Here is a 19,125-nt window from a genome sequence, read left to right on the forward strand (position 1 = left end):
AGCTGATTAAAAGCAGTAAGTGCCAGGCTTGCGCACCATGGGCGCCATGACCAAGCCCATCCCGTACTCCCACATCACCGCCGCCCATTGGCAGCCCACCCTCGGTACCTCCGGCGAGGTCGTCGAGGGCTTGCGCGACATCGACCAATCCATTCGCATCATCCTGACCACCCCCAAAGGCAGCGATCCCCATCGGCCGGAATTCGGCAGCGACTTGCACCTGTACCTTGACTGGCCCACCAACCGCGTGACCCCACACCTGGTTCGCGAAGCGGTCGATGCCATTCGACGCTGGGAACCACGCATCTCGGTAGTCCAGGTCCACATCCTGATCGATGCGCAACAGATCATCGTGCAGGTGCGGTGGGGCATCGCCGGCCAGACCCTCCAATTGACCGAGGTGCCTTATGCGCGACCTGCCTAAACCCGAATTCATCAAAATCGACCCGGCAGAGCTCGAGGCGAACCTGATCGCCCGCTATGAACAGAAGTCCGGCAAAACCTTGTACCCCGCCCAAATCGAAAGGCTGTACATCGACCAGATTGCCTACGCCGTGTCTCAGCTACAGATGAGCATCCAGCACGCCGGTGAACAGCTGCTGGTGCGCTTCGCCCGTGGTCCGATCCTCGACTACCTCGGCGAACTGGTCGCCACGCCCCGACTGCTGGCAAAACCGGCCCGTTGCACCTTGCGCTTCAGCCTGCCCACGGCACCAACACAACCGCTACTGATCCCAATGGGCACGCGGGTCAGCACCCAAGACGCCAAGCTGACCTTTATCACCGACCAAGACGTGACCCTGAGCCCCGGCACCACCCAAGTGACCGTCACCGCCACCTGCCTGACCGTCGGCGAACACGGTAACGGCTGGACCACCGGCCAGATCAGCGCCCTCGGTCATTCGCCGGCAGCAGGCCTGACCGCCAGCAACACAACAGTCACCGCCCACGGCGCCCAAGATGAAGACGACGACCGCTACCGCGAGCGCATCATCCTGGCCCCCGAAGCCTTCAGTAACGCGGGAAGCCGCGCCGCATATCGCTACCACACGTTGGCTGTGCACCAGTCCATCATCGACGTCGCCGTGCAGGGCCCAGACGAGGGCCAGCCAGACGGCCATGTCGCGCTATTTCCGCTGACCACCGCCGGTCTACCAACGGAGGAACTACTCCAACGCGTTGGAACTCAGGTCAGCGGCGAAAAACTCCGCCCCCTGTGCGACACGGTTAACGTCCTATCACCCGTCGAGATCGTCTATCAGATCAAGGCAAACATTACCTTCTACGCCAACGCAGACCGCCGTGCCTCCATGGCAGCCGCGAGAGCCGCCGCACAGACCTATGCCGCCGAATGCCGCGCCAGTCTCGGCCGCGATCTGGTCCCGGAACAACTCACCGCATTGCTTCAAGTGACCGGGGTGTACCGCGCCCAGCTATTGCTGCCGGCAAGCCTGCACGAGTTGCAGGGCCATGAGTGGGCAAACTGTTCCGCCATTCAGCTAATTGACGCCGGGGTGGTCCATGACTGATCAGCCGCTACCACCGGCGTTGGCCGGTGATGAGCGCTTCGCGCTGTTATGCGAGCTACTAAACCAAGCGCTGGCCGAGCTGGATCTCAATGTAATGCTGGTTTACCTGATCGACTTGGTGAAACCCGCGTTGCTACCGGTCTTGGCCGACCAGTTCTCACTCTTGGACGAAGCCGCTTGGCAACTGGCCGAATCCGAAGAAGCCAAACGCAACTTGATCAAAGGCGCAGGCGAGCTGCACCGCTTCAAAGGCACACCCTGGGCGATCCGCGAGGTCATTCGCTTGTTGGGGTTTGGTGACGTCATCTTGCAAGAAGGCTTACACGCACAACCGAGCACCGAGTCTTCCGCCTGGCCGTTGTACCGGGTTGTGCTCAAGCGCGTCATCACCAACGACCAGGCGGTACTCCTGCGCCGGCTGCTTCTATCCGTCGCCCCGGCGCGCTGTCGCCTGGTATCGCTCGACTATCAATCCGTCGCCATCCGTTACAACGCCGTCGCGTGCTACGACGGCAAATACAACCATGGGAGCAGCTAATGGCTAACTTACCCGAATCACCAGAGTGGGCGTCTGGTATCTACCAGCTCGAAACTTCCGATCCCGTCGTGGGCGGCCCCGACGGTGTTTCCAATCAACAGGGCAAACAACTGGCGAACCGAACGAGCTGGCTGAAGCAAAAAATCGACTCATTTCTGGATGGCTCCGGTATCGACTTTGCCAGCCAGCGTGAAGCAGAGAAAGGCGCCGATACCGGCAAACCGATGAATGCACTCAGAGTCTTCCAGGCGATCGGCGCCAAGGTCGTTCAAGCGACCGCAAGCAGGGCTGGAATAGCGCAGATTGCCACATCTAGCGAGGTTCGATCAGGGACCGACAACCGCACCATAGTGACGCCACGGACGCTGGCCGAGCTGTTCCCATTCCGTGGTAGAGCGGTCTATAGCAAACCGGGGATATACACCTGGGACGTGCCCTCAGGAGTGACCAAGGTCTGGGTGGAAGTCATTGGCGGCGGTGGCGGCGGCGCTCGATCTGCAACACTTCCAGGTCCTTCCGGCGGCTCAGGCGGTGGGATAGCTAGAAAACTCCATGACCTCAGCGGCAAAGCCTCGGTAACCGTCACGGTGGGCGCAGGCGGCATTGGCGCCTTGGTAGACGGAGGGACCGGCACCGGGGGCGGCACTTCGTCATTTGGCACAGCCGTCGCCGCCTCGGGTGGCGGTGGCGGCCTGATCAATGGAAAAGCACCCCATGGAGGGCAGGGCTGGGGTGGTGACGAAAATCACTCCATCGGAGCGGCCTGTCACGCTATTGGTAATTCGAACCATACGAGTTTCCACGGGGGCGCAGGCGGCGGTGGAGAATCAAATTTTTCTTGGGACGACAGCCGTAAGCCATTAACCCCGGGACACGGGGGGGCAGGACGCGGAGGCAGCGCTGCCCCTGATGGCGCAGATGGTCAGGTCACAATTCAATGGTGATGAGCATGTGGGCACGAATAGAAAACGCAACAGTGGCTGAAGTGACGGACATCGACCCGCAAGACAGATTTCCCCCGTCACTCATTTGGACTACGTGCCCTGGCGATACGCTGCCAGGCATGCAGTACGTGGAGGGGAGATTCACGATCAACCCTACAGCACCAATCGACCACGCCGTAAAAATCGCCGCCGTGCGCTACCAGCACGAAATCGCCGGCATAACCGTCAATGGCATCAGGATCGATACCCATCGTGACAGCCAAGCCTTGATCACCGCAGCGGCACTGTCAGCCGTCCTCGACCCGACTTACGCATGCGTTTGGAAAGCGCTAAGCGGCCCGGTCAAGCTCACGGCAGCCCAACTGATCGACATCGCCACTGCGGTACGCACGCATGTCCAAGCAAGCTTCGACCGCGAGTGTCAATTGCTGACAGCGCTGGCAGAAGGAACCTACACGGTCGACATGCTTGAACACGGGTGGCCGTCAGCACAAGGGGCATAACCATGCAGGACATACGCTGTGGCGAATGCCACCGCAAACTCGCCACCGTCCGCAGCTTCACCGAATTACAAATCAAGTGCCCGCGCTGCCGGACACTCAATCACCTGAAGGCCCCGAGCCTCCTATCCGAATGCCCTGAGCATCTGCCCATACAAGAGCAGACATGCCCCAGCCCATCATTGGAAGCCTGTTCGCAGGCATAGGAGGTTTTGATGTCGGATTCGAAAACGCAGGCTACCGCACCGCCTGGCAGGTGGAACTCAACCCCACCAACCGGGCTGTCCTTGCCGATCGATTTCCACACGCCGTCCAGTTCGAAGACGTCCGCCACTGCGGCGCCCACAACCTCAGCTCCGTCGACGTCCTCACCGCCGGATTCCCCTGCCAAGACATCAGCATTGCCGGCTCAAGACCCGACAACAAAGCCACCCGAGGCCTGCGCGGGCAACGAAGCGGCCTGTTCTGGGAAGTCATACGCATCCTCAAAGAGACACAACCTAGCTGGGTGGTGCTTGAGAATGTCGTTAACCTGCTCGCTATCAACGATAGCCAAGACTTTGAAACAGTCATCCGGGCCCTTGCGCAATGCGGGTATGTGGGATGCTGGCGAGTGCTTAATGCTCAATATTTCGGAGTCCCCCAGCAACGTCGTCGAATATTCCTGGTCGCAGGTCATCGACAAATGCCCCCCATCGAGCTGCTGGCTGACGCCGCGCCAGTGGAAGCAATACCTCCAGCGTCTAGCAAGATCCAATGGCCACGGCCCGCGGATGCATGGGCTGCCAATACTCTATTGGCAAACAAAGCCGGCTCCCAGATCGCTATGGGCTGTACAACTTTCATCGCTGAACCGAACGGATGGCATCAGATGGCTGAGCGGCAGCGAGCGTCTGAAAATGATGGGCTTTGCCTCGGACTGGATGCGGCCAACCTTGCAGAAGCTTTCGCTGCCGGAAACGCCGTCGTTACGCAAATCGCGCAATGGATTGCCGAAAAGCTAATCAAAGCAGGCTAACAACAAGGCAGCGAGGACATCGCCTCGCTGCCTACTCACCTCAATTCTGAAATTCCCTTGCATCAGCCGCAAAAAACCTAAACCCTATTTACCTCGCGCCAGAGCCCGAGTTTTTCGCGCTCGGCATCACACTGCACCACTTTCACGCCCTGCCCCCCTCCATCTCCCGGATTGTCTATAAATAACCTCGCGATCATGCGCTTGGCACGACCGCTGCACGCTTGCGATATTTCCCCTCCTGCGCAAGGACCGCCACATGACTCAGAACGATCCAGGCAACGACTACCCGTTGAGCGAAGTGCCGATGCATGCCCGCAAGGGCCTGGCCTCCACCGCCATGGTGCTGCTGGGCTTCACCTTTTTCACCGCCACGATGTTTGCCGGCGGCAAGCTGGGAGTCGCGTTCAGCTTTGCCGAGATGCTCACCGTGATCGTGATCGGCAACCTGCTACTGGGGCTCTACGCCGCGGGGTTGGGTTACATCGCGTTCAAGAGCGGGCTCAATTCGGTACTGATGGGCCGCTTCTGTTTTGGCGAGGTCGGCAGCAAGCTCAGCGACCTGATCCTGGGGTTTACCCAGATCGGTTGGTACGCCTGGGGCACGGCGACCGCCGCGGTGGTGCTGGGTAAATATTTCGGCTTGGGCGAAGGCACCGTGCTGGGACTGATGGTGCTGTTCGGCCTGGGGTTCTGCGCCACGGCCTACATCGGCTATCGCGGGTTGGAGATCCTCTCGTACATCGCCGTGCCGGCCATGATGTTGTTGTTGATGCTGTCGATGTGGGTCGCGACGGTAAAGGTCGGGGGTCTGGAGGGCTTGCTGGCGGTGGTGCCCACGGCAAGCCTCGACGGGTCCACTGCCATCACGCTGGTGTTCGGCACCTTCGTCAGCGGCGCCACCCAGGCGACCAACTGGACCCGGTTTTCCCGCTCGGCGAAAGTCGCGGTGCTGGCGAGCCTGATCGGTTTCTTCCTCGGCAATGGCCTGATGGTGTTGATCGGCGCCTACGGGGCCATCGTCTACCAGCAGCCGGACGTGGTCGAAGTACTGCTGTTGCAGGGCTTCGCCATGGCGGCGATGGCGATGCTGCTGCTCAACATCTGGAGCACCCAGGACAACACCATCTACAACTTCGCCGTGGCCGGTTGCAACCTGCTACGCACCCGTCGACGCAAGACCGTCACCCTGGGCGGCGCCGTGATCGGTACCCTGCTGGCGTTGCTGGGCATGTACGACATGCTGGTGCCGTATCTGATCCTGCTGGGTACGGTGATCCCGCCCATTGGTGGCGTGATCATGGCCGACTTCTTCTTCCGCTGGCGCGGGCGTTATCCACGCCTGGCCGATGCACGGCTGCCCGCCTTCAACTGGCCGGGGTTGCTGGCCTATGGACTCGGCACGGTCGCGGCGTTCAATTCACCCTGGGTGGCACCGCTGGTAGGAATCGCCACTGGCGCGCTAACGTATGTGCTATTGATCGGCGTAATGGGTACCCGGATCACTGACGCGCCACTCCAAGACCTATAAAAAGGACTCGCCCGATGCACATCATCAACGCCCGCCTGCGCAACCGTGAAGGCTTGCATGAACTGCACCTGGAAAACGGCCTGATCGCCAGCATCGCCCGCCAGACCGAAGCCCCCAGCCTCGGCCCGGAGGACCTCGACGCCGGCGGCAACCTGGTGGTACCGCCCTTCGTCGAGCCGCACATTCACCTGGACGCCACCCTCACCGCCGGCGAGCCGCGCTGGAACATGAGCGGCACCTTGTTCGAAGGCATCGAGTGCTGGGGGGAACGCAAGGCCACCATCACCGAAGAAGACACCCGGACCCGCGCGACAAAAACCATCCAGACCCTTGCCGCCCATGGCATCCAGCATGTGCGCACCCACGTCGACGTCACCGACCCGGCACTCACCGCCCTCAAGGCCATGCTGGAAGTGCGCGAGCAAAATCGTCATCTGATCGACATGCAGATCGTCGCGTTTCCCCAGGAAGGCATCGAGTCCTACCGCAACGGCCGCGAGCTGATGGAAGAAGCGATCCGCATGGGTGCCGATGTGGTGGGCGGTATTCCGCACTTCGAATACACCCGCGACCAGGGTGTCAGCTCGGTGAAATTCCTGATGGGCCTGGCCGAACGCACCGGCTGCCTGGTGGACGTGCATTGCGACGAAACCGACGACCCGCACTCGCGATTCCTCGAAGTGCTGGCCGAAGAAGCCCGCAGCCGCGACATGGGAGCCCGGGTCACCGCCAGCCACACCACGGCCATGGGCTCCTATGACAACGCCTACTGCGCCAAGCTGTTTCGCCTGCTCGGGCACTCGGGCATCAGCTTCGTCTCCTGCCCCACCGAAAGCATCCACTTGCAGGGACGCTTCGACACCTTCCCGAAACGCCGCGGCGTCACTCGGGTCAATGAACTGCTGGAGGCCGGGATGAACGTGTGTTTCGGCCAGGACTCCATCGTCGACCCGTGGTATCCCCTGGGCAATGGAAATATCCTGCGGGTACTCGAAGCCGGCCTGCACATCTGCCATATGCTCGGCTACCGCAACCTGCAAAGCGCCCTGGACCTGGTCACCGACAACAGTGCCAAGGCCATGGCCTTGGGCGAACGCTACGGGTTAGAACCCGGACGCCCGGCGAACCTGCTGATCCTGTCGGCCGACAGCGACTACGAAATGATCCGCAGCCAGGGGCTGCCGCTCTACTCGATTCGCAACGGTGAGGTTTTGATGAAACGGCAGATGCCGGTGGTGGAGTTTGGGCCGCAGTTGGGCTGAGATCACATGGAAGCCTGATTGCGATGGCGTTGGTCCGGATGCATTGATGTTCGGCATGCCGGCCTCTTCGCGAGCAAGCCCGCTCCCACACTCGATCTTCAGTGGGCATGAACTTTACGTTCGACTCAGAACTTATGTGGGAGCGGGCTTGCTCGCGAAGGGGCCGGCAGCCTTACCCCATCATTCAAGTATTCTGGCAGCCCCAAACAAACCGACCCGCACCAACTCCCCGCCCGCCTCTGTCAGCAGGATCGGTGCCGTCCCCCCCGGCATCACCACACTCACCGGCCCGGCTTTCACCCACCCCACTCGCCACGCGGCGCTGGCCACGGCACTGGCGCTGGTGCCCGAAGAAGCGGTCGGCCCTTCGCCCCGCTCAAACACCCGGGCAGCGATTCGCCCTTCTGCCTCAAGCCAGGCCCATTGCAGGTTCACACCCGCCGGGCATGGAATGCCAGCACCACCGGGCAAGGCATAAGCGATGCGAGTCAAGCTTTGGGAAAGTGCCGGGGCGCGCATCTGCGCGTTGCTCGGCAACGCTTCGGCGCTGTCCACCAAGGTCACGCAATGAGGATTGCCCATGCTCACAAATTGGCTGTTGCCCCACGCCGGGTTCAACGCTTGCAGCACCGCCACTCGACTGACTTCGCGCTGATTGAAGCGCACGCTTTCCGTCGTTTGCGCGGCGACGGCCCGAGGCCCGAACAGCGGTTGCCCAAGGTCCAGCCAGAAGCCTGGGGCGCCTTCGAATTCGGCGGCACGAACCGACGTCTGCAGCGGTGACGAACCTGCGGGTTTGTCGTGATGAACCCGCAACACACAATCGCTCTCTCCCGGCATCAGGCCTTGCGCCTGCAGGGCATGGGCGAAAATGGTCAGGCCGTTGCCACTGCGCTCGGCCAGGGTGCCGTCGGTGTTGACGATCAACAGATCAAAGGGCGGTTCATCCTGGAACGGCCCGATCAACAGTCCGTCGCTGCGATGCGCCTTGGCGCCCGGTGGCTGCTCACCCGGCGCCCAGGCGCAAAACGCCTGCACCGCAGCCGCTGCCCAGGATTCACGGGCTTGTGCCGCCAGGGCCGCCGATGGCGGCAGGTCTACCCCTTGGTCAAGGACTTGTTGCGGTGAGACGACACCATAGATATTGCCGCGTGCATCATAGAACTGCGTCATGGGCCCGATCCGCATTCAACCAGCAGGGCCGCCACTGTATGCTGTCCAGGCCCGTGGGAGCAAAGCCTGCTCGCGATGCAGCGCTCTCGGTCGGCACCTTGAGGTCGCCGTGAGGTCAGTGGATATGCCAGCATAGGGGTCCCACCCGCACCACAGCTTCGCAAAGCCAAGGACGATTCATGACTGCCATCATTCCTCCACCCACGTTTGTTCCCGGACGCCTGGAACAGATGTCCACCCGCATCGCCTACCTCATCGCCGGCGTCGGCATCGCCGCCTGGGCGCCGCTGGTGCCTTACGCCAAGGTGCGGGCGAACCTGGATGAAGGCACCCTCGGCCTGCTGTTGTTGTGTCTGGGGGTCGGCTCGATCCTGGCGATGCCGATTTCCGGCGCATTGGCGGCGCGGTTCGGCTGTCGGCGGGTGCTGAGCGGTGGCACGATCCTGATCTGCCTGGCGCTGCCTTTGCTGGCGACGATGAGCACGTTTTCCTGGTTGGTGGCCGCGCTGTTCCTGTTCGGCGCCGGGCTCGGCACAGTGGACTCGACCGTGAACCTGCAAGCGGTGATCGTCGAACGGGCCAGCGGCAAGACCATGATGTCGGGCTTCCACGGCATGTTCAGTCTCGGCGGAATCATCGGCGCGGCTGGCGTCAGTGCGTTGCTCGGCCTCGGACTGTCGCCGCTGGGCGCGACGCTGGTGGTCAATGGATTGCTGCTGGTGGCGCTGTTCAAGGCGGCGCCGCATTTGTTGCCCTATGGCAGTGAAAGCTCGGGCCCGGCGTTCGCCATTCCCCACGGCATCGTGTTGTTCATCGGCATCCTGTGTTTCATCGTGTTCCTCGCCGAAGGCGCGGTGCTGGATTGGAGCGCGGTGTTCCTGGCCACCGAGCGCGGAGTCGAGACCGCCTACGCCGGGCTGGGTTATGCCGCGTTCGCGCTGACCATGACCGTCGGCCGCCTGACCGGCGATGCGCTGGTGCATCGCCTGGGCGCCCGGCGGGTGATCATCTATGGCGGCACCACAGCCGCGGTCGGCTTCCTGCTGGCCACCCTGGCGCCGATGTGGCAGGCGGCACTGTTGGGCTACGCGTTGGTGGGTGCCGGCTGTTCGAATATCGTGCCGGTGCTCTACACCGCCGTCGGCAAACAGACGCTAATGCCCGAAGCGATTGCCGTGCCGGCCATCACCACCATCGGCTACGCCGGCATCCTCGCCGGCCCGGCGCTGATCGGCTTCGTCGCCCATGGCAGCAGCCTGAGCCTGGCCTTCGGGCTGTTGGCGTTGTCGCTAGTGGTGGTGGCGGCCAGCGGGAAGATCCTGAGAGTCTGAATATTCCCGGCCCCCTTGTGGCGAGGGGATTTATCCTCTCGCCACAGAGGCAGTAAGAAGCTTCAGAACCCAACACTGGCCTGCACGAAGAACGTCCGCGGCGCGCCAGCGTAGATCCCCGAGTTGTTGTCGCTGGAGCGGGTGTAGTACTGATGATCGAACAGGTTTTTCACCCCGGCGCCGAGTTTCAGGTTCGACAATTGTTCACCGAAGTCATAACCCGCGCGCACGTTCCACAGCACGTAGCCCGGCATGTCGCCGAATTGCCCGTCGGCACTGCCGTCGGTGTGGTAGTTGTCGCTGAAGCTGCCATCGGCATTGACGCTATTGCCCGGTGAGCGTTGTTTGGACTGGGCAAAGGCATCGAGGTTGTAGGTCCAGCGATTGACCTCGTAGCGCAACCCCACGTTCGCTACCTGGCGGGAGTAGAACGGCAGGTCACGCCCCTTGAAGCTCGAGATCTCACCTTCATAGGTCGCCCGGGTGTAGGTGAAACCAGCATTGGCACTCAAGCCTTCGAGGCGCGGGTCCAGCGCGGCCAGGTCGTAATGCAGCGAGGCCTCCAGGCCCTGGTGCTTGGTGGCGCCCATATTGGTCCAGCCCACGTCGTTACTGATGTACTGCAATTCGTCGTCGAAGTCGATGTAGAACAGCGTCACTTCCCCGCCCCACACGTCATCGTTGTAGCGCGTGCCGATTTCGTAGGTCTTGGCCTTTTCCGGGCTCAAGCCGTTGGCGGTGTTGTTGCCATCGCCGCCCTGGCCCAGTTGGAAATATTGCAGGCTGCCGAACGAGGTCTCGTAGTTGGCGAACAGCTTCCAGGCATCGGTCAGGTGGTACATCACGCTCAGGGCCGGCAACGGCTCGTTGCTGTCGATGCTGCGACGTTTCTCCTGCACCGGACGGCCGGCCGTGTCGAGCACCGGGCGGTCGTGCCATTGCGTGCTGATGCTTTCGAAGCGAATACCCGGGGTGAGGGTCCATTTGCCGACGTCGATCTTGTCGTCGATATAGACCGCATGGGCCTCGGTGCCGCCGGTACGGTCCTGATAGACATGGCCGTCGGAGCCCGGACGCACCACCGGCTGGTTATCACGCAACGCCAGGCGACTGGCCTCTTCGTGCATGCCTTCCTTGAGGTAACGATAACCGACACTGGCCTCCTGGGTGGTGGCGCCGAGGTCGAATACATGGGACACCCGTGGCTCGATGCCGAAGGTGTAGTAAGTACGCGGGTAGGACACCAACGTACGCTGGTCCCGGGCGGCAATGGTGCTGCCACGGTAGCTGTCGGAGTAATAAGTCAGCACCTCGGCCTGGGTGCGGTCGCTGATTTCCCGGATCCACTTGAACGAAACGTCCTTGCGCCGTCCGCTGAAGTTGTCCCAGTCGCGATCGGACTGGTACGGGTCGGCGTCGTACTGTGCCTGGGTCAGCCCGCCCGGCATGTCGGCCCGGGCGTCGTAGTAATGCAGGTTCAGCGAGAAATCGTCCACCTCGGTGGGCGCCCAATGGGTTTTGAGGATGACGTCGTCGATGTCGTTGCCATTGTTGCTCTGGCGATAACCGTTGCCGTTCACACCTGAATACAGCAGCGCAACGCCCAAACCGTTATCCGCAGTGCCACCGAGGAACGCCGTGTCGATGTGCTTCCAGCCACCGCGCTGGGAAGTTTCCAGGGTCGTGCCGATTTCGCCAGTGGCTTTTTCCGGGATGGCGCGGGTCACGAAGTTGATCACCCCGCCTACGTTCTGCGGCCCATAACGCACAGACCCGGCGCCGCGTACCACGTCGATGCTGTCCAGGTTGCCCGAAGAGATCGGCGCCATGGACAATTGCGGCTGGCCGTAGGGCGCGAACGCCGCCGGCACGCCGTCGATCAGCACGGTGGAACGTGGCGACAGCCGTGACGTGAGGCCGCGCACGCCGACATTCAGGGCAATGTCGCTGCCACCGGTGCCGTTGGCGTCCTGCACCTGCACGCCCGGCACGCGCCGCAACACATCGCCGACATTCATGGCGCCTTGCTCCACCATCGCTTCGCGACGGATCACCGTCCGCGCGCCGGGATGGTTCTGCACCACTTCAGCGTTGGCGTCGCCGAGCCAGTCGCCCACCACCTGGATCTCGGTAGCCCCCAGTTCCATCGGGCCAGCGGTGGAAGCCGATGGCACCGGCAACACGGTTACCGAACCTTCATCGAGTTGGTAGCGCAGCCCGCTGCCCTGCAGCAGTTGGCGCAAGGCCGCTTCCGGCAACAGATTGCCGTCCACGGCTGGGGCCTGTTTGCCGGCCACCACCTCCGGACTGAAAAACACCTGCAACGAGGTCTGCTGCCCGAGCTGGCTCAAGGCCTGGCCCAGCGGCTGCGCCTGGATATGAATGGCGGTGGCGACCTGCTCGGCGAAAGCCTGGGGCAGCGCGGCGCTGACGGCCAGGGTCAAGGCCAGCGGCAGCCAGCGTGCAGAAGTGCGGTTGTTGTTTTTGGCGGGGGTTTTCACGTCGAACCTTGTCCTGTCGAATCGCAAGAATACACGTCTGTTAATGCAAACCAGTTGCAGTTGGACAAGAAGACGAAGAACTCGAAAAAAACCTGAATCTATCGCGCAATAATTTCCTGACTGCCGTCGTCCAGGGTACGAACGGCCACCGGCAGGATATTCGGCAAGGCCTTGATCAGCGCTTCAGGGTCGTCGGCGCGAAACACGCTGGTCAGGAGCAGGTTGCCCACCGCTGCACTGCCGACCCGCAGGGGTTTGCCGCGATAACGGGAGACTTCTTCCGCCACCTCCCTCAGCGGCGCGTTGTTGAATACCAGCTTGCCGTTGCGCCAGGCAGTGAGTTCATCGGCGTTGATCGCATAAGGCGCAGCGACCTTGCCTTGGGCATCGATCCGGGTACCAAGCCCCGCCGTAAGACTGACGAACTGAGCCTGCGGCGCATTGCGCCCCTGGACCTTGACGCTGCCCTGCCCAACCGCCACCTGGGTGTGGTCGGCATCGCGGCGCACGTCGAAACGCGTTCCGGTCACCGTCACCTGGCCGTTGCCCGCCTCCACGGTGAATGGCCGACCGGCGTCATGTTCGACGCTGAACAAAGCCTCGCCTTCGGCCAGTTCCACTCGCCGTTGGTGATGAGCAAATTGAATCCGCACCCGGCTGCGGCTGTTGAGGTCGATCACCGAGCCGTCCGGCAAGGCGATGTGTCGGCGCTCACCCAGGGCCGTGGCAAATTCCGCGTTGTAATCGGTGGGAGAACCCAGGCCGCTGAACAAGCCCAATCCAACCGCCACCGCGAGCAGGCCGGCGGCCACTGCATAACGCAACAGGGGTCGACGCTTGGGCCGTGCGGCGGGACGTTCGGACAACGTTTGCAGGCGTTCCCTGGGCACCAGGTCCGTGGCACTCCAGATACCTTGCAGCGTTTGGATTTCGTCGCGATGGACGGGATGCTCCTCCAGCCAGGCGTGAAAATGCTGGCGCTCCTCGACGCTCATGGCCGGGGTTTGCAAGCGCACGAACCATCGCGCCGCATCGTCGCGAAGCCTGTCCCGCCCGCACGGGCATTCACGGCTATCGGTCATGGAAGGTCCTATGGTTCAAAGTAGCCGGATTCAGGGTCGCCAGGCTCAAGCGGCCTGATTCGGGTGGGAGCGCGCGAGGAGTCATAAAGCACCGTCCAGGCGATCACGCAGATGCCGCAGGGTGCGGATCATATACTTTTCCACCATATTTTTTGACAGACCCAGGCGCTCGGCGATTTCCGCCTGGGTCAGGCCTTCGATCTTCTGCCAGACAAACACGGTGCGGCAGTTGGCCGGCAGCTCGGCAAGCGCCCGCTCGATGGAGTCCGCCAGCTGGATCGCGTGCATGAAATGCTCCGGGTCGCTGGAAAACGACTGACTATGATCGACCGCCTCCTCCATGGCGCCCCGTCGATCTTCGCGCCGATAGCCATCGACTGCAATGTTGCGTGCCGTCTGGTGCAGATAGGCCCGTGGCTGCTCGACGCCGGCCGAATTGGCCTCAAGCACCCGCACGAAAGTGTCGTGAGCCAGGTCCTCGGCCTGTTCGCGATTGCGCAGGCGCCGGGTCCAGGTCCCGATCAACTCTTCGTAATGCTCGAAAAAGCCGGGTTTGCGGGGCAACTTGAGGGTCATTACGGCGCGCTGCGGGGACGGGATCTGAATAGTAATGGTTACCATTAATGTGAAGCAACGGATTCAGACCCGCAACTGGCGGACGGTCAAGCACACCGCCAGCGCGCCACATAGAACCAAGGTCCAGCCCAACGCCTGGCCCCACCCGGCGAGCATCAGCGCGCCACTGATCAACAAGTAATAGAACAAGCCGAACAGTGCCCCGGCGGTACCCAGGCACTCGCGATAATGGGCAAGCGCGGTGCCGAGCACATTGGGTATGGCCACGCCGAACGCTAATACGATCAACAGCATTGCGCCGACAAAAGCCGGGCTGCCGAGCAGACCCTGCACGCTCACCCCGCCGATCAGCAGCATCAGTGCAGCGATAGCCGACAACCGATTGCCTTTGAACCCTCGTGCCAGCAGCCGCTTGTTCAGCCAGGCGCCCAAACCCGAGCCCAGCGCCAGGATGACGCCACTGTAACCGAACAACCTGGGGCTCAACCCAAGCCGCTCGAACTGAAATGGCCCAAGGTTGTAGTAACTGAACAGCGCGACATTGAAAGTCGCCACCAATAATGTCGACCGCCAGATGGCCGGGTCCTTGAGCATCCGCCAAAGCGTCTTCAGCAACGGTTGCGACACCAGGTTGGCCGGCAGTGTCTCAGGCAGGGAACGTGCGCTCCAGAACAGGAGGATCAGCGACAGCGCCAATAAGGCGCCGAGTACCCCCTGGTAGCCAAAGAACGCCACCAGGCCTGCACCACAGAACAGGCCAATCGCCGGACTGGCCGCCAGGGCGATGCCAATCATCGAGAAGACCTGACCCAATTCAGCGCCCTGAAAACGGTCGCGCAGGATCGTCTGGGTCACTACCGAACCAACTGCCGCACCAAACGCAGCCAACGCCTGAAGCGCCAGCAAGGCATTGAAGGTACCGACACCCAGCGCCAGTACCGTTGCCAATGCATACAACGCCATCCCGCCGAGCATGGCGGGCCGACGACCGATGCGGTCACACAGACGCCCCCATACCATCACACCCAGGGCGAAACCGAGGAAAAATACGGACAATGTCTGCGCTGCCATTTGCGCGCTGACAGCAAATTCCAGACTGATATCTCCCAGTGCAGGGCTATAGAGCGTCTGGGCGATCTGGGGAAACATCACCAGGGCGATGGCCAGGTTGAGTAAATATCTTGAAGTCATGACAGCAAGCTCGTCGGATTGAAGACGAGCCATTTTAGAGATTCGGTTTTGTCGTATTATCCAAAGCCAGACAAGTAATCGCTGAAATCGGACAGCTTATGGCCTGGCTCGACTCTCATGCCCATTTCAACCCCGACCACCACTGCGCAGCGGTGATCGGCCTGGCGTCGACGCTGGGCCAGCACGACTCCGGCCTGCACACGCATCAGCGTGGCCAGCTGTTGTTCACGCGGCGAGGTTGTGCCCGCATCACCCTGGCGCAGCAGCTCTGCCTGCTGCCGCCGTCACGAGCCGCCTGGATTCCGCCGCTGATACCTCATCGGGCGGTGATGCAGCAGAGCGTGGACTACCGATCGATTTACCTGGCAGCGTCGCTGTGCAAAGACTTGCCACCCCAGGTGTGCATCATTGATGTCTCGCCGCTACTGCGAGCGGTCCTCGAACCGATCACCGATGCAGCGTTCGACAGCGATTGGACGCAGGGGCGTAACTTGCATCTGCTGGGGTTGTGCCTGGATGAGATTCGCATGGCAACGCAACAACCGATGCTATTGCCGATGCCCGAAGACAAGCGCCTGGCCCCCCTGCTCGCCAACGCGGATCGCCTGCCGCCGACATTGGCGGTGCTGGAACAACACATCGGCGCCAGCGGCAGGACCATCGGACGGATCTTTCAGCGAGAAACCGGCATGGGTTATCAGCAGTGGCGACAGCAATGGCGCTTGATGCGCGCCATTGAACTGTTAGCCACCGGCCACAGCCTGAGCTACAGCGCCTTTGAACTGGGCTTCGCCAGTGACAGCGCGTTCATTGCATTCTTCAAGCATATGACCGGCCGCACTCCGAGAGCCTATCTGGACTGATCACGAAGCAGGCTTCACGCCTCAGGCATCTTGCGGAAACCCACCGCCAGGCGGTTCCAGCCATTGATGGTGTTGATGGCAACGGTCAGGTCGACCATTTCCTTGGGAGTGAAATGCTGGTTCAGCAATTCGTAGTCGGCGTCCGGCGCATGAGTCTCGCTCAACCGGGTCAGGGCTTCGGTCCAGGCCAGCGCGGCGCGCTCGCGAGGGGTGAAGAACGGCGCTTCGCGCCAGGCGGTCACGGCGTACAGGCGACGTTCTGTCTCGCCATCCTTGCGGGCATCGGCGGTGTGCATGTCGATGCAGAAGGCACAGCCGTTGATTTGTGAGGAACGCAGCTTGACCAGTTCGAGCAGGGACTTCTCCAGGCCCAGTTTCATGACAGCGTTTTCCAGGGCCAGCATGGCTTTGAAGGCGTCGGGGGAAGCGGTGTAGAAATCGATACGCGGTTGCATGGTTTGCTCCAGAACAGTGGGGTGTGGCGCTACGTTAGCCCCAGGCTGGCGCGGTACAAATAGCCAATTATTGGGAAGTTCGAGTGACCAATGGGCAGGTTGTTCAGGCCCGGCTGCGCAACCAGTGCAAGAAGCGTTTCTTGGCCACGGGCTTGGGGGCTTCGCGGATCAGGTTCTGGGCGAGGTGCATCCGTACGTCCAACAGGTTCTTCATGGCGTCGTTGATGTCCTGACGGGCGTCAAGACACGGCTTGAGGTAATCCTTCTCGATGCGATAAAGGGTGCAGAACGTCTTGGCCGAAAAGCTTGCCAGTGCGGCCAGGTCGGAAATGATACCGGCTTCGCCAATCACCTCCCCCGGCCCCATGCGCCCGCCTTCCAATACCTGGCCGTCGCGTACCATGGTCACGCTAACCACGCCGGACTCGATGATGAACAGATGATCGCTCACCTTGCCGGCCGGCAGGATCACGTCCCCCGCACGGAAGGTCTGCAGGGTCATGTTCTGGCTGAAGGTGTCTTTTTCCTCCTGGCGCAAGGTCGAGAAAATGCTTGAGCTGTCCAACAATGCGCGGGGCCGCGACGAAGCGTTGGTCGAGGCGCTTTCGCTGTCGGACAGCAGACTGATTCCAGACGCCCGCAGGTGTCGGAACGCCAGGTCGAACAATTGATTGCGGACTTCGCGCTTCTGGGCCCTCGAGACGACGAAGCCGCTGATTTCGTATTCCGCCCCGGCGCTGGTGGAGCTTTTCAGCGTGACGCAAGGGGCCGGGACGGCGAGCAAGGCGCGGCAACCGATCATCGCGCGCTCCAGCGCCTCGATCACTTTCTGCGGCCGGGCATGGGGACTGACCTGGACGCTGATGGACAACCCGTGCACATCGCTGGGCCGGCTGAAGTTGATGACCTTGGCCTTGGCCGCCAGCGAGTTGGGAATCACCGCCATGCTGCCCTGGGCGGTCTGCAAACGCGTGGCACGCCAGTCGATGTCGGTGACCCGGCCCTCGGTGCCGTCGATGGAGATCCAGTCATCGAGCTGATAAGGCTTGGTGGTGTTGAGCACGATGCCGGAGAACACGTCGCTGAGGGTACTTTGCAACGCCAGGCCGACGATGATCGCCATCGCCCCGGACGTCGCCAGCACCCCCTTGACCGGCAGATCCAGGACATAAGCCAGTGCGGCAATCACGGCGATCAGGAAGATCACCGCACCGAGCAGGTCCTGCAACAGCCGCCCGGTATGGCCGACCCGTTGCATCATCGCCGCGCCGATCAGCACCGTCAGGGTCCGTGCGGCGAACAGCCACCAGGCGATCTGCAGGCCGGTGGCCGCCAGGTGCCGCGGCACATCGTCGACCCACTGCGCAGGCTCCATGGGGTTGAGGCCTTCATTGAACAGCAGCATGCTGAACAACGAAAAAATCACCAGCCGCCCGCCGATTTTCCAATACGACCGCTGTGCACTGACCAGTCGCCACAACAGCATGTCGAGCACAAGCAGCACCAGGGCGCAGAGCAGCGGGTGATCGGTGATCAGAGACAGCATGGGGGACAGCTCCAGGAAGGCCATTGGCGAGAAGATTGGCACAGATGAACATGCCGTGGAATCACCACACCCCTTTTGGGAGCGAGCCTGCTCGCGATGTCGATTGATCCGTCAACGCAGCAGCGACTGGTAGACCGCTATCGCGAGCAGGCTCGCTCCCACAGGGACCGGTGTGGCCGACATTAGTCATCCATCCGGCCAAAACGCCCGGAGTGGAAATCACTGAAGGCCTGGTGGATTTCCTGCTCGCTGTTCATCACGAACGGGCCATGACCGACGATGGGTTCGTCGATGGGCTCGCCGCTGAGCAACAGCACCACCGCATCGTTATTGGCGTGCAGGGTCAACTGATCGCCGGCCCGGTCGAACAGGGCCAGTTGCCCGGCTTCGATCCGCTCGCGGTCATTGGCCTGGACCGTGCCATGCAGCACCACCAGTGCCGTGTTGCGGCCTTCGTGCAGGTCGAGGGTCAGGCTCTTGCCGCCGTTCAAGCGGATATCCCAGACATCGATGGGCGTGAAGGTCTTCGCCGGCCCTTGTCGGCCCTCGAAGGTTCCGGCGATCAGGCGCAGCCTGCCGGCGTCGTCCTTCAGCGCAATGTTCGGAATGTCACCCTTGAGCAGCGTCTGGTAGCCGGCCGGGGCCATCTTGTCCTTGGCGGGCAAGTTGACCCACAGCTGGACCATTTCCATGAACCCACCCTGGCGGGCAAAGTCTGCGGAATGGAATTCTTCATGGATGATCCCGGAAGCGGCGGTCATCCATTGCACGTCGCCCGGGCCGATCTTGCCGCCGCTGCCGGTGGAATCCCGGTGTTCCAGCTCACCCTGGTAAACGATGGTCACGGTTTCGAAACCCCGATGCGGATGCTGGCCGACACCGCGACGTTCAGTGGTGGGGGCGAATTCGCTTGGGGCCGCGTGGTCCAGCAGCAAGAACGGGCTGATGTGCTTGCCCAGGTTGTCGTAGGAAAACAGCGTGCGAACCGGGAAGCCATCGCCGACCCAATGGGGTCGCGGGCTGGTGTACAGACCAATGATCTTTTTCATGCTGCGTCTCCCAATCAGATGTTGCGATTCGATAGGTAC

At 61.9% G+C, this 19,125-nt stretch carries 19 protein-coding genes; 11 read left to right on the forward strand and 8 right to left on the reverse strand.

Annotated elements, in window-relative coordinates:
* The first annotated feature begins 37 nt into the window (after nucleotides 1-37).
* The 9 genes from FBX99_RS16205 (at nucleotide 38) to codA (ending at nucleotide 7,319) form a co-directional block, all read left to right on the forward strand.
* Nucleotides 38-424, forward strand: a complete 387-nt coding sequence (locus FBX99_RS16205) for a GPW/gp25 family protein (RefSeq protein WP_256664074.1) — start codon at nucleotides 38-40, stop codon at nucleotides 422-424.
* Nucleotides 408-1,529, forward strand: coding sequence for a baseplate J/gp47 family protein (locus tag FBX99_RS16210; RefSeq protein WP_145132079.1), 1,122 nt, complete (start codon nucleotides 408-410; stop codon nucleotides 1,527-1,529). Before FBX99_RS16205 ends, FBX99_RS16210 begins: the two co-directional genes overlap by 17 nt.
* Nucleotides 1,522-2,067, forward strand: a complete 546-nt coding sequence (locus tag FBX99_RS16215) for a phage tail protein I (RefSeq protein WP_145132080.1) — start codon at nucleotides 1,522-1,524, stop codon at nucleotides 2,065-2,067. The genes FBX99_RS16210 and FBX99_RS16215 overlap by 8 nt, the downstream gene beginning before the upstream one ends.
* Complete coding sequence (locus FBX99_RS29020; RefSeq protein ID WP_218570868.1) at nucleotides 2,067-3,011, forward strand: glycine-rich domain-containing protein; 945 nt, start codon at nucleotides 2,067-2,069, stop codon at nucleotides 3,009-3,011. Before FBX99_RS16215 ends, FBX99_RS29020 begins: the two co-directional genes overlap by 1 nt.
* Entirely contained in the window at nucleotides 3,005-3,514 is a 510-nt protein-coding gene (locus tag FBX99_RS16225; RefSeq protein WP_145132081.1) for a DUF4376 domain-containing protein, read from the forward strand. The genes FBX99_RS29020 and FBX99_RS16225 overlap by 7 nt, the downstream gene beginning before the upstream one ends.
* 2 nt (nucleotides 3,515-3,516) lie before the next feature.
* Nucleotides 3,517-3,717, forward strand: coding sequence for a Com family DNA-binding transcriptional regulator (locus tag FBX99_RS16230; protein WP_145132082.1), 201 nt, complete (start codon nucleotides 3,517-3,519; stop codon nucleotides 3,715-3,717).
* The gene (locus tag FBX99_RS16235; protein WP_145132083.1) at nucleotides 3,678-4,529 is read left to right on the forward strand and encodes a DNA cytosine methyltransferase; all 852 of its coding nucleotides are present in this window, start codon (nucleotides 3,678-3,680) and stop codon (nucleotides 4,527-4,529) included. The genes FBX99_RS16230 and FBX99_RS16235 overlap by 40 nt, the downstream gene beginning before the upstream one ends.
* Nucleotides 4,530-4,785: 256 nt before the next feature.
* Complete coding sequence (gene codB / locus FBX99_RS16240) at nucleotides 4,786-6,057, forward strand: cytosine permease (protein ID WP_144930161.1); 1,272 nt, start codon at nucleotides 4,786-4,788, stop codon at nucleotides 6,055-6,057.
* Between the two features lie 14 nt (nucleotides 6,058-6,071).
* Nucleotides 6,072-7,319, forward strand: a complete 1,248-nt coding sequence (gene codA, locus FBX99_RS16245) for a cytosine deaminase (RefSeq protein ID WP_144930160.1) — start codon at nucleotides 6,072-6,074, stop codon at nucleotides 7,317-7,319.
* A 180-nt stretch (nucleotides 7,320-7,499) separates the two neighbouring features.
* On the opposite strand, the gene FBX99_RS16250 is transcribed toward codA, so the two are convergent.
* Nucleotides 7,500-8,492 carry a diaminopimelate epimerase gene (locus FBX99_RS16250; RefSeq protein ID WP_145132084.1) on the reverse strand — a complete coding sequence of 331 codons (993 nt, stop codon included), beginning with the start codon at nucleotides 8,490-8,492 and terminating at the stop codon, nucleotides 7,500-7,502.
* Between the two features lie 179 nt (nucleotides 8,493-8,671).
* Here FBX99_RS16250 and FBX99_RS16255 point away from each other — a divergent pair, with 179 nt between their 5' ends.
* Nucleotides 8,672-9,823: an MFS transporter gene (locus FBX99_RS16255; protein ID WP_144930158.1), complete on the forward strand. Its 1,152-nt coding sequence runs from the start codon at nucleotides 8,672-8,674 to the stop codon at nucleotides 9,821-9,823.
* Nucleotides 9,824-9,885: 62 nt separating this feature from the next.
* Here FBX99_RS16255 and FBX99_RS16260 read toward each other — a convergent pair whose 3' ends face one another.
* The 4 genes from FBX99_RS16260 to FBX99_RS16275 all read right to left on the reverse strand — a co-directional run bounded on the left by FBX99_RS16260 (nucleotide 9,886) and on the right by FBX99_RS16275 (nucleotide 15,173).
* A complete protein-coding gene (locus FBX99_RS16260; RefSeq protein ID WP_145132085.1) occupies nucleotides 9,886-12,324 on the reverse strand; it encodes a TonB-dependent receptor in 2,439 nt (812 codons plus the stop codon).
* Between the two features lie 98 nt (nucleotides 12,325-12,422).
* Nucleotides 12,423-13,406 carry a FecR family protein gene (locus FBX99_RS16265; protein ID WP_145132086.1) on the reverse strand — a complete coding sequence of 328 codons (984 nt, stop codon included), beginning with the start codon at nucleotides 13,404-13,406 and terminating at the stop codon, nucleotides 12,423-12,425.
* Nucleotides 13,407-13,487: 81 nt separating this feature from the next.
* Nucleotides 13,488-13,982, reverse strand: coding sequence for a sigma-70 family RNA polymerase sigma factor (locus FBX99_RS16270; protein WP_144930155.1), 495 nt, complete (start codon nucleotides 13,980-13,982; stop codon nucleotides 13,488-13,490).
* 63 nt (nucleotides 13,983-14,045) lie between these two features.
* Nucleotides 14,046-15,173, reverse strand: a complete 1,128-nt coding sequence (locus FBX99_RS16275; RefSeq protein ID WP_145132087.1) for an MFS transporter — start codon at nucleotides 15,171-15,173, stop codon at nucleotides 14,046-14,048.
* Between the two features lie 98 nt (nucleotides 15,174-15,271).
* On the opposite strand from FBX99_RS16275, the gene FBX99_RS16280 reads away from it, so the two are divergent.
* Nucleotides 15,272-16,036 (forward strand): helix-turn-helix transcriptional regulator, encoded by a 765-nt coding sequence (locus FBX99_RS16280; RefSeq protein ID WP_144930153.1) that lies wholly within the window; start codon nucleotides 15,272-15,274, stop codon nucleotides 16,034-16,036.
* A 14-nt stretch (nucleotides 16,037-16,050) separates the two neighbouring features.
* Here the strand turns inward: FBX99_RS16280 and FBX99_RS16285 are convergent, their stop codons facing one another.
* From FBX99_RS16285 to FBX99_RS16295, 3 genes are all read right to left on the reverse strand, one after another.
* A complete protein-coding gene (locus FBX99_RS16285; protein WP_047698486.1) occupies nucleotides 16,051-16,491 on the reverse strand; it encodes a carboxymuconolactone decarboxylase family protein in 441 nt (146 codons plus the stop codon).
* 103 nt (nucleotides 16,492-16,594) lie between these two features.
* On the reverse strand, nucleotides 16,595-18,037 hold the full coding sequence (locus FBX99_RS16290; RefSeq protein ID WP_145132088.1) for a mechanosensitive ion channel family protein: 1,443 nt from the start codon (nucleotides 18,035-18,037) through the stop codon (nucleotides 16,595-16,597).
* A 182-nt stretch (nucleotides 18,038-18,219) separates the two neighbouring features.
* Nucleotides 18,220-19,086 (reverse strand): pirin family protein, encoded by an 867-nt coding sequence (locus FBX99_RS16295; protein WP_144930151.1) that lies wholly within the window; start codon nucleotides 19,084-19,086, stop codon nucleotides 18,220-18,222.
* Between the last annotated feature and the right edge of the window lie 39 nt (nucleotides 19,087-19,125).

The sequence above is a fragment of the Pseudomonas sp. SJZ074 genome (assembly GCF_007828215.1).
In the GTDB taxonomy this organism is placed as follows: domain Bacteria; phylum Pseudomonadota; class Gammaproteobacteria; order Pseudomonadales; family Pseudomonadaceae; genus Aquipseudomonas.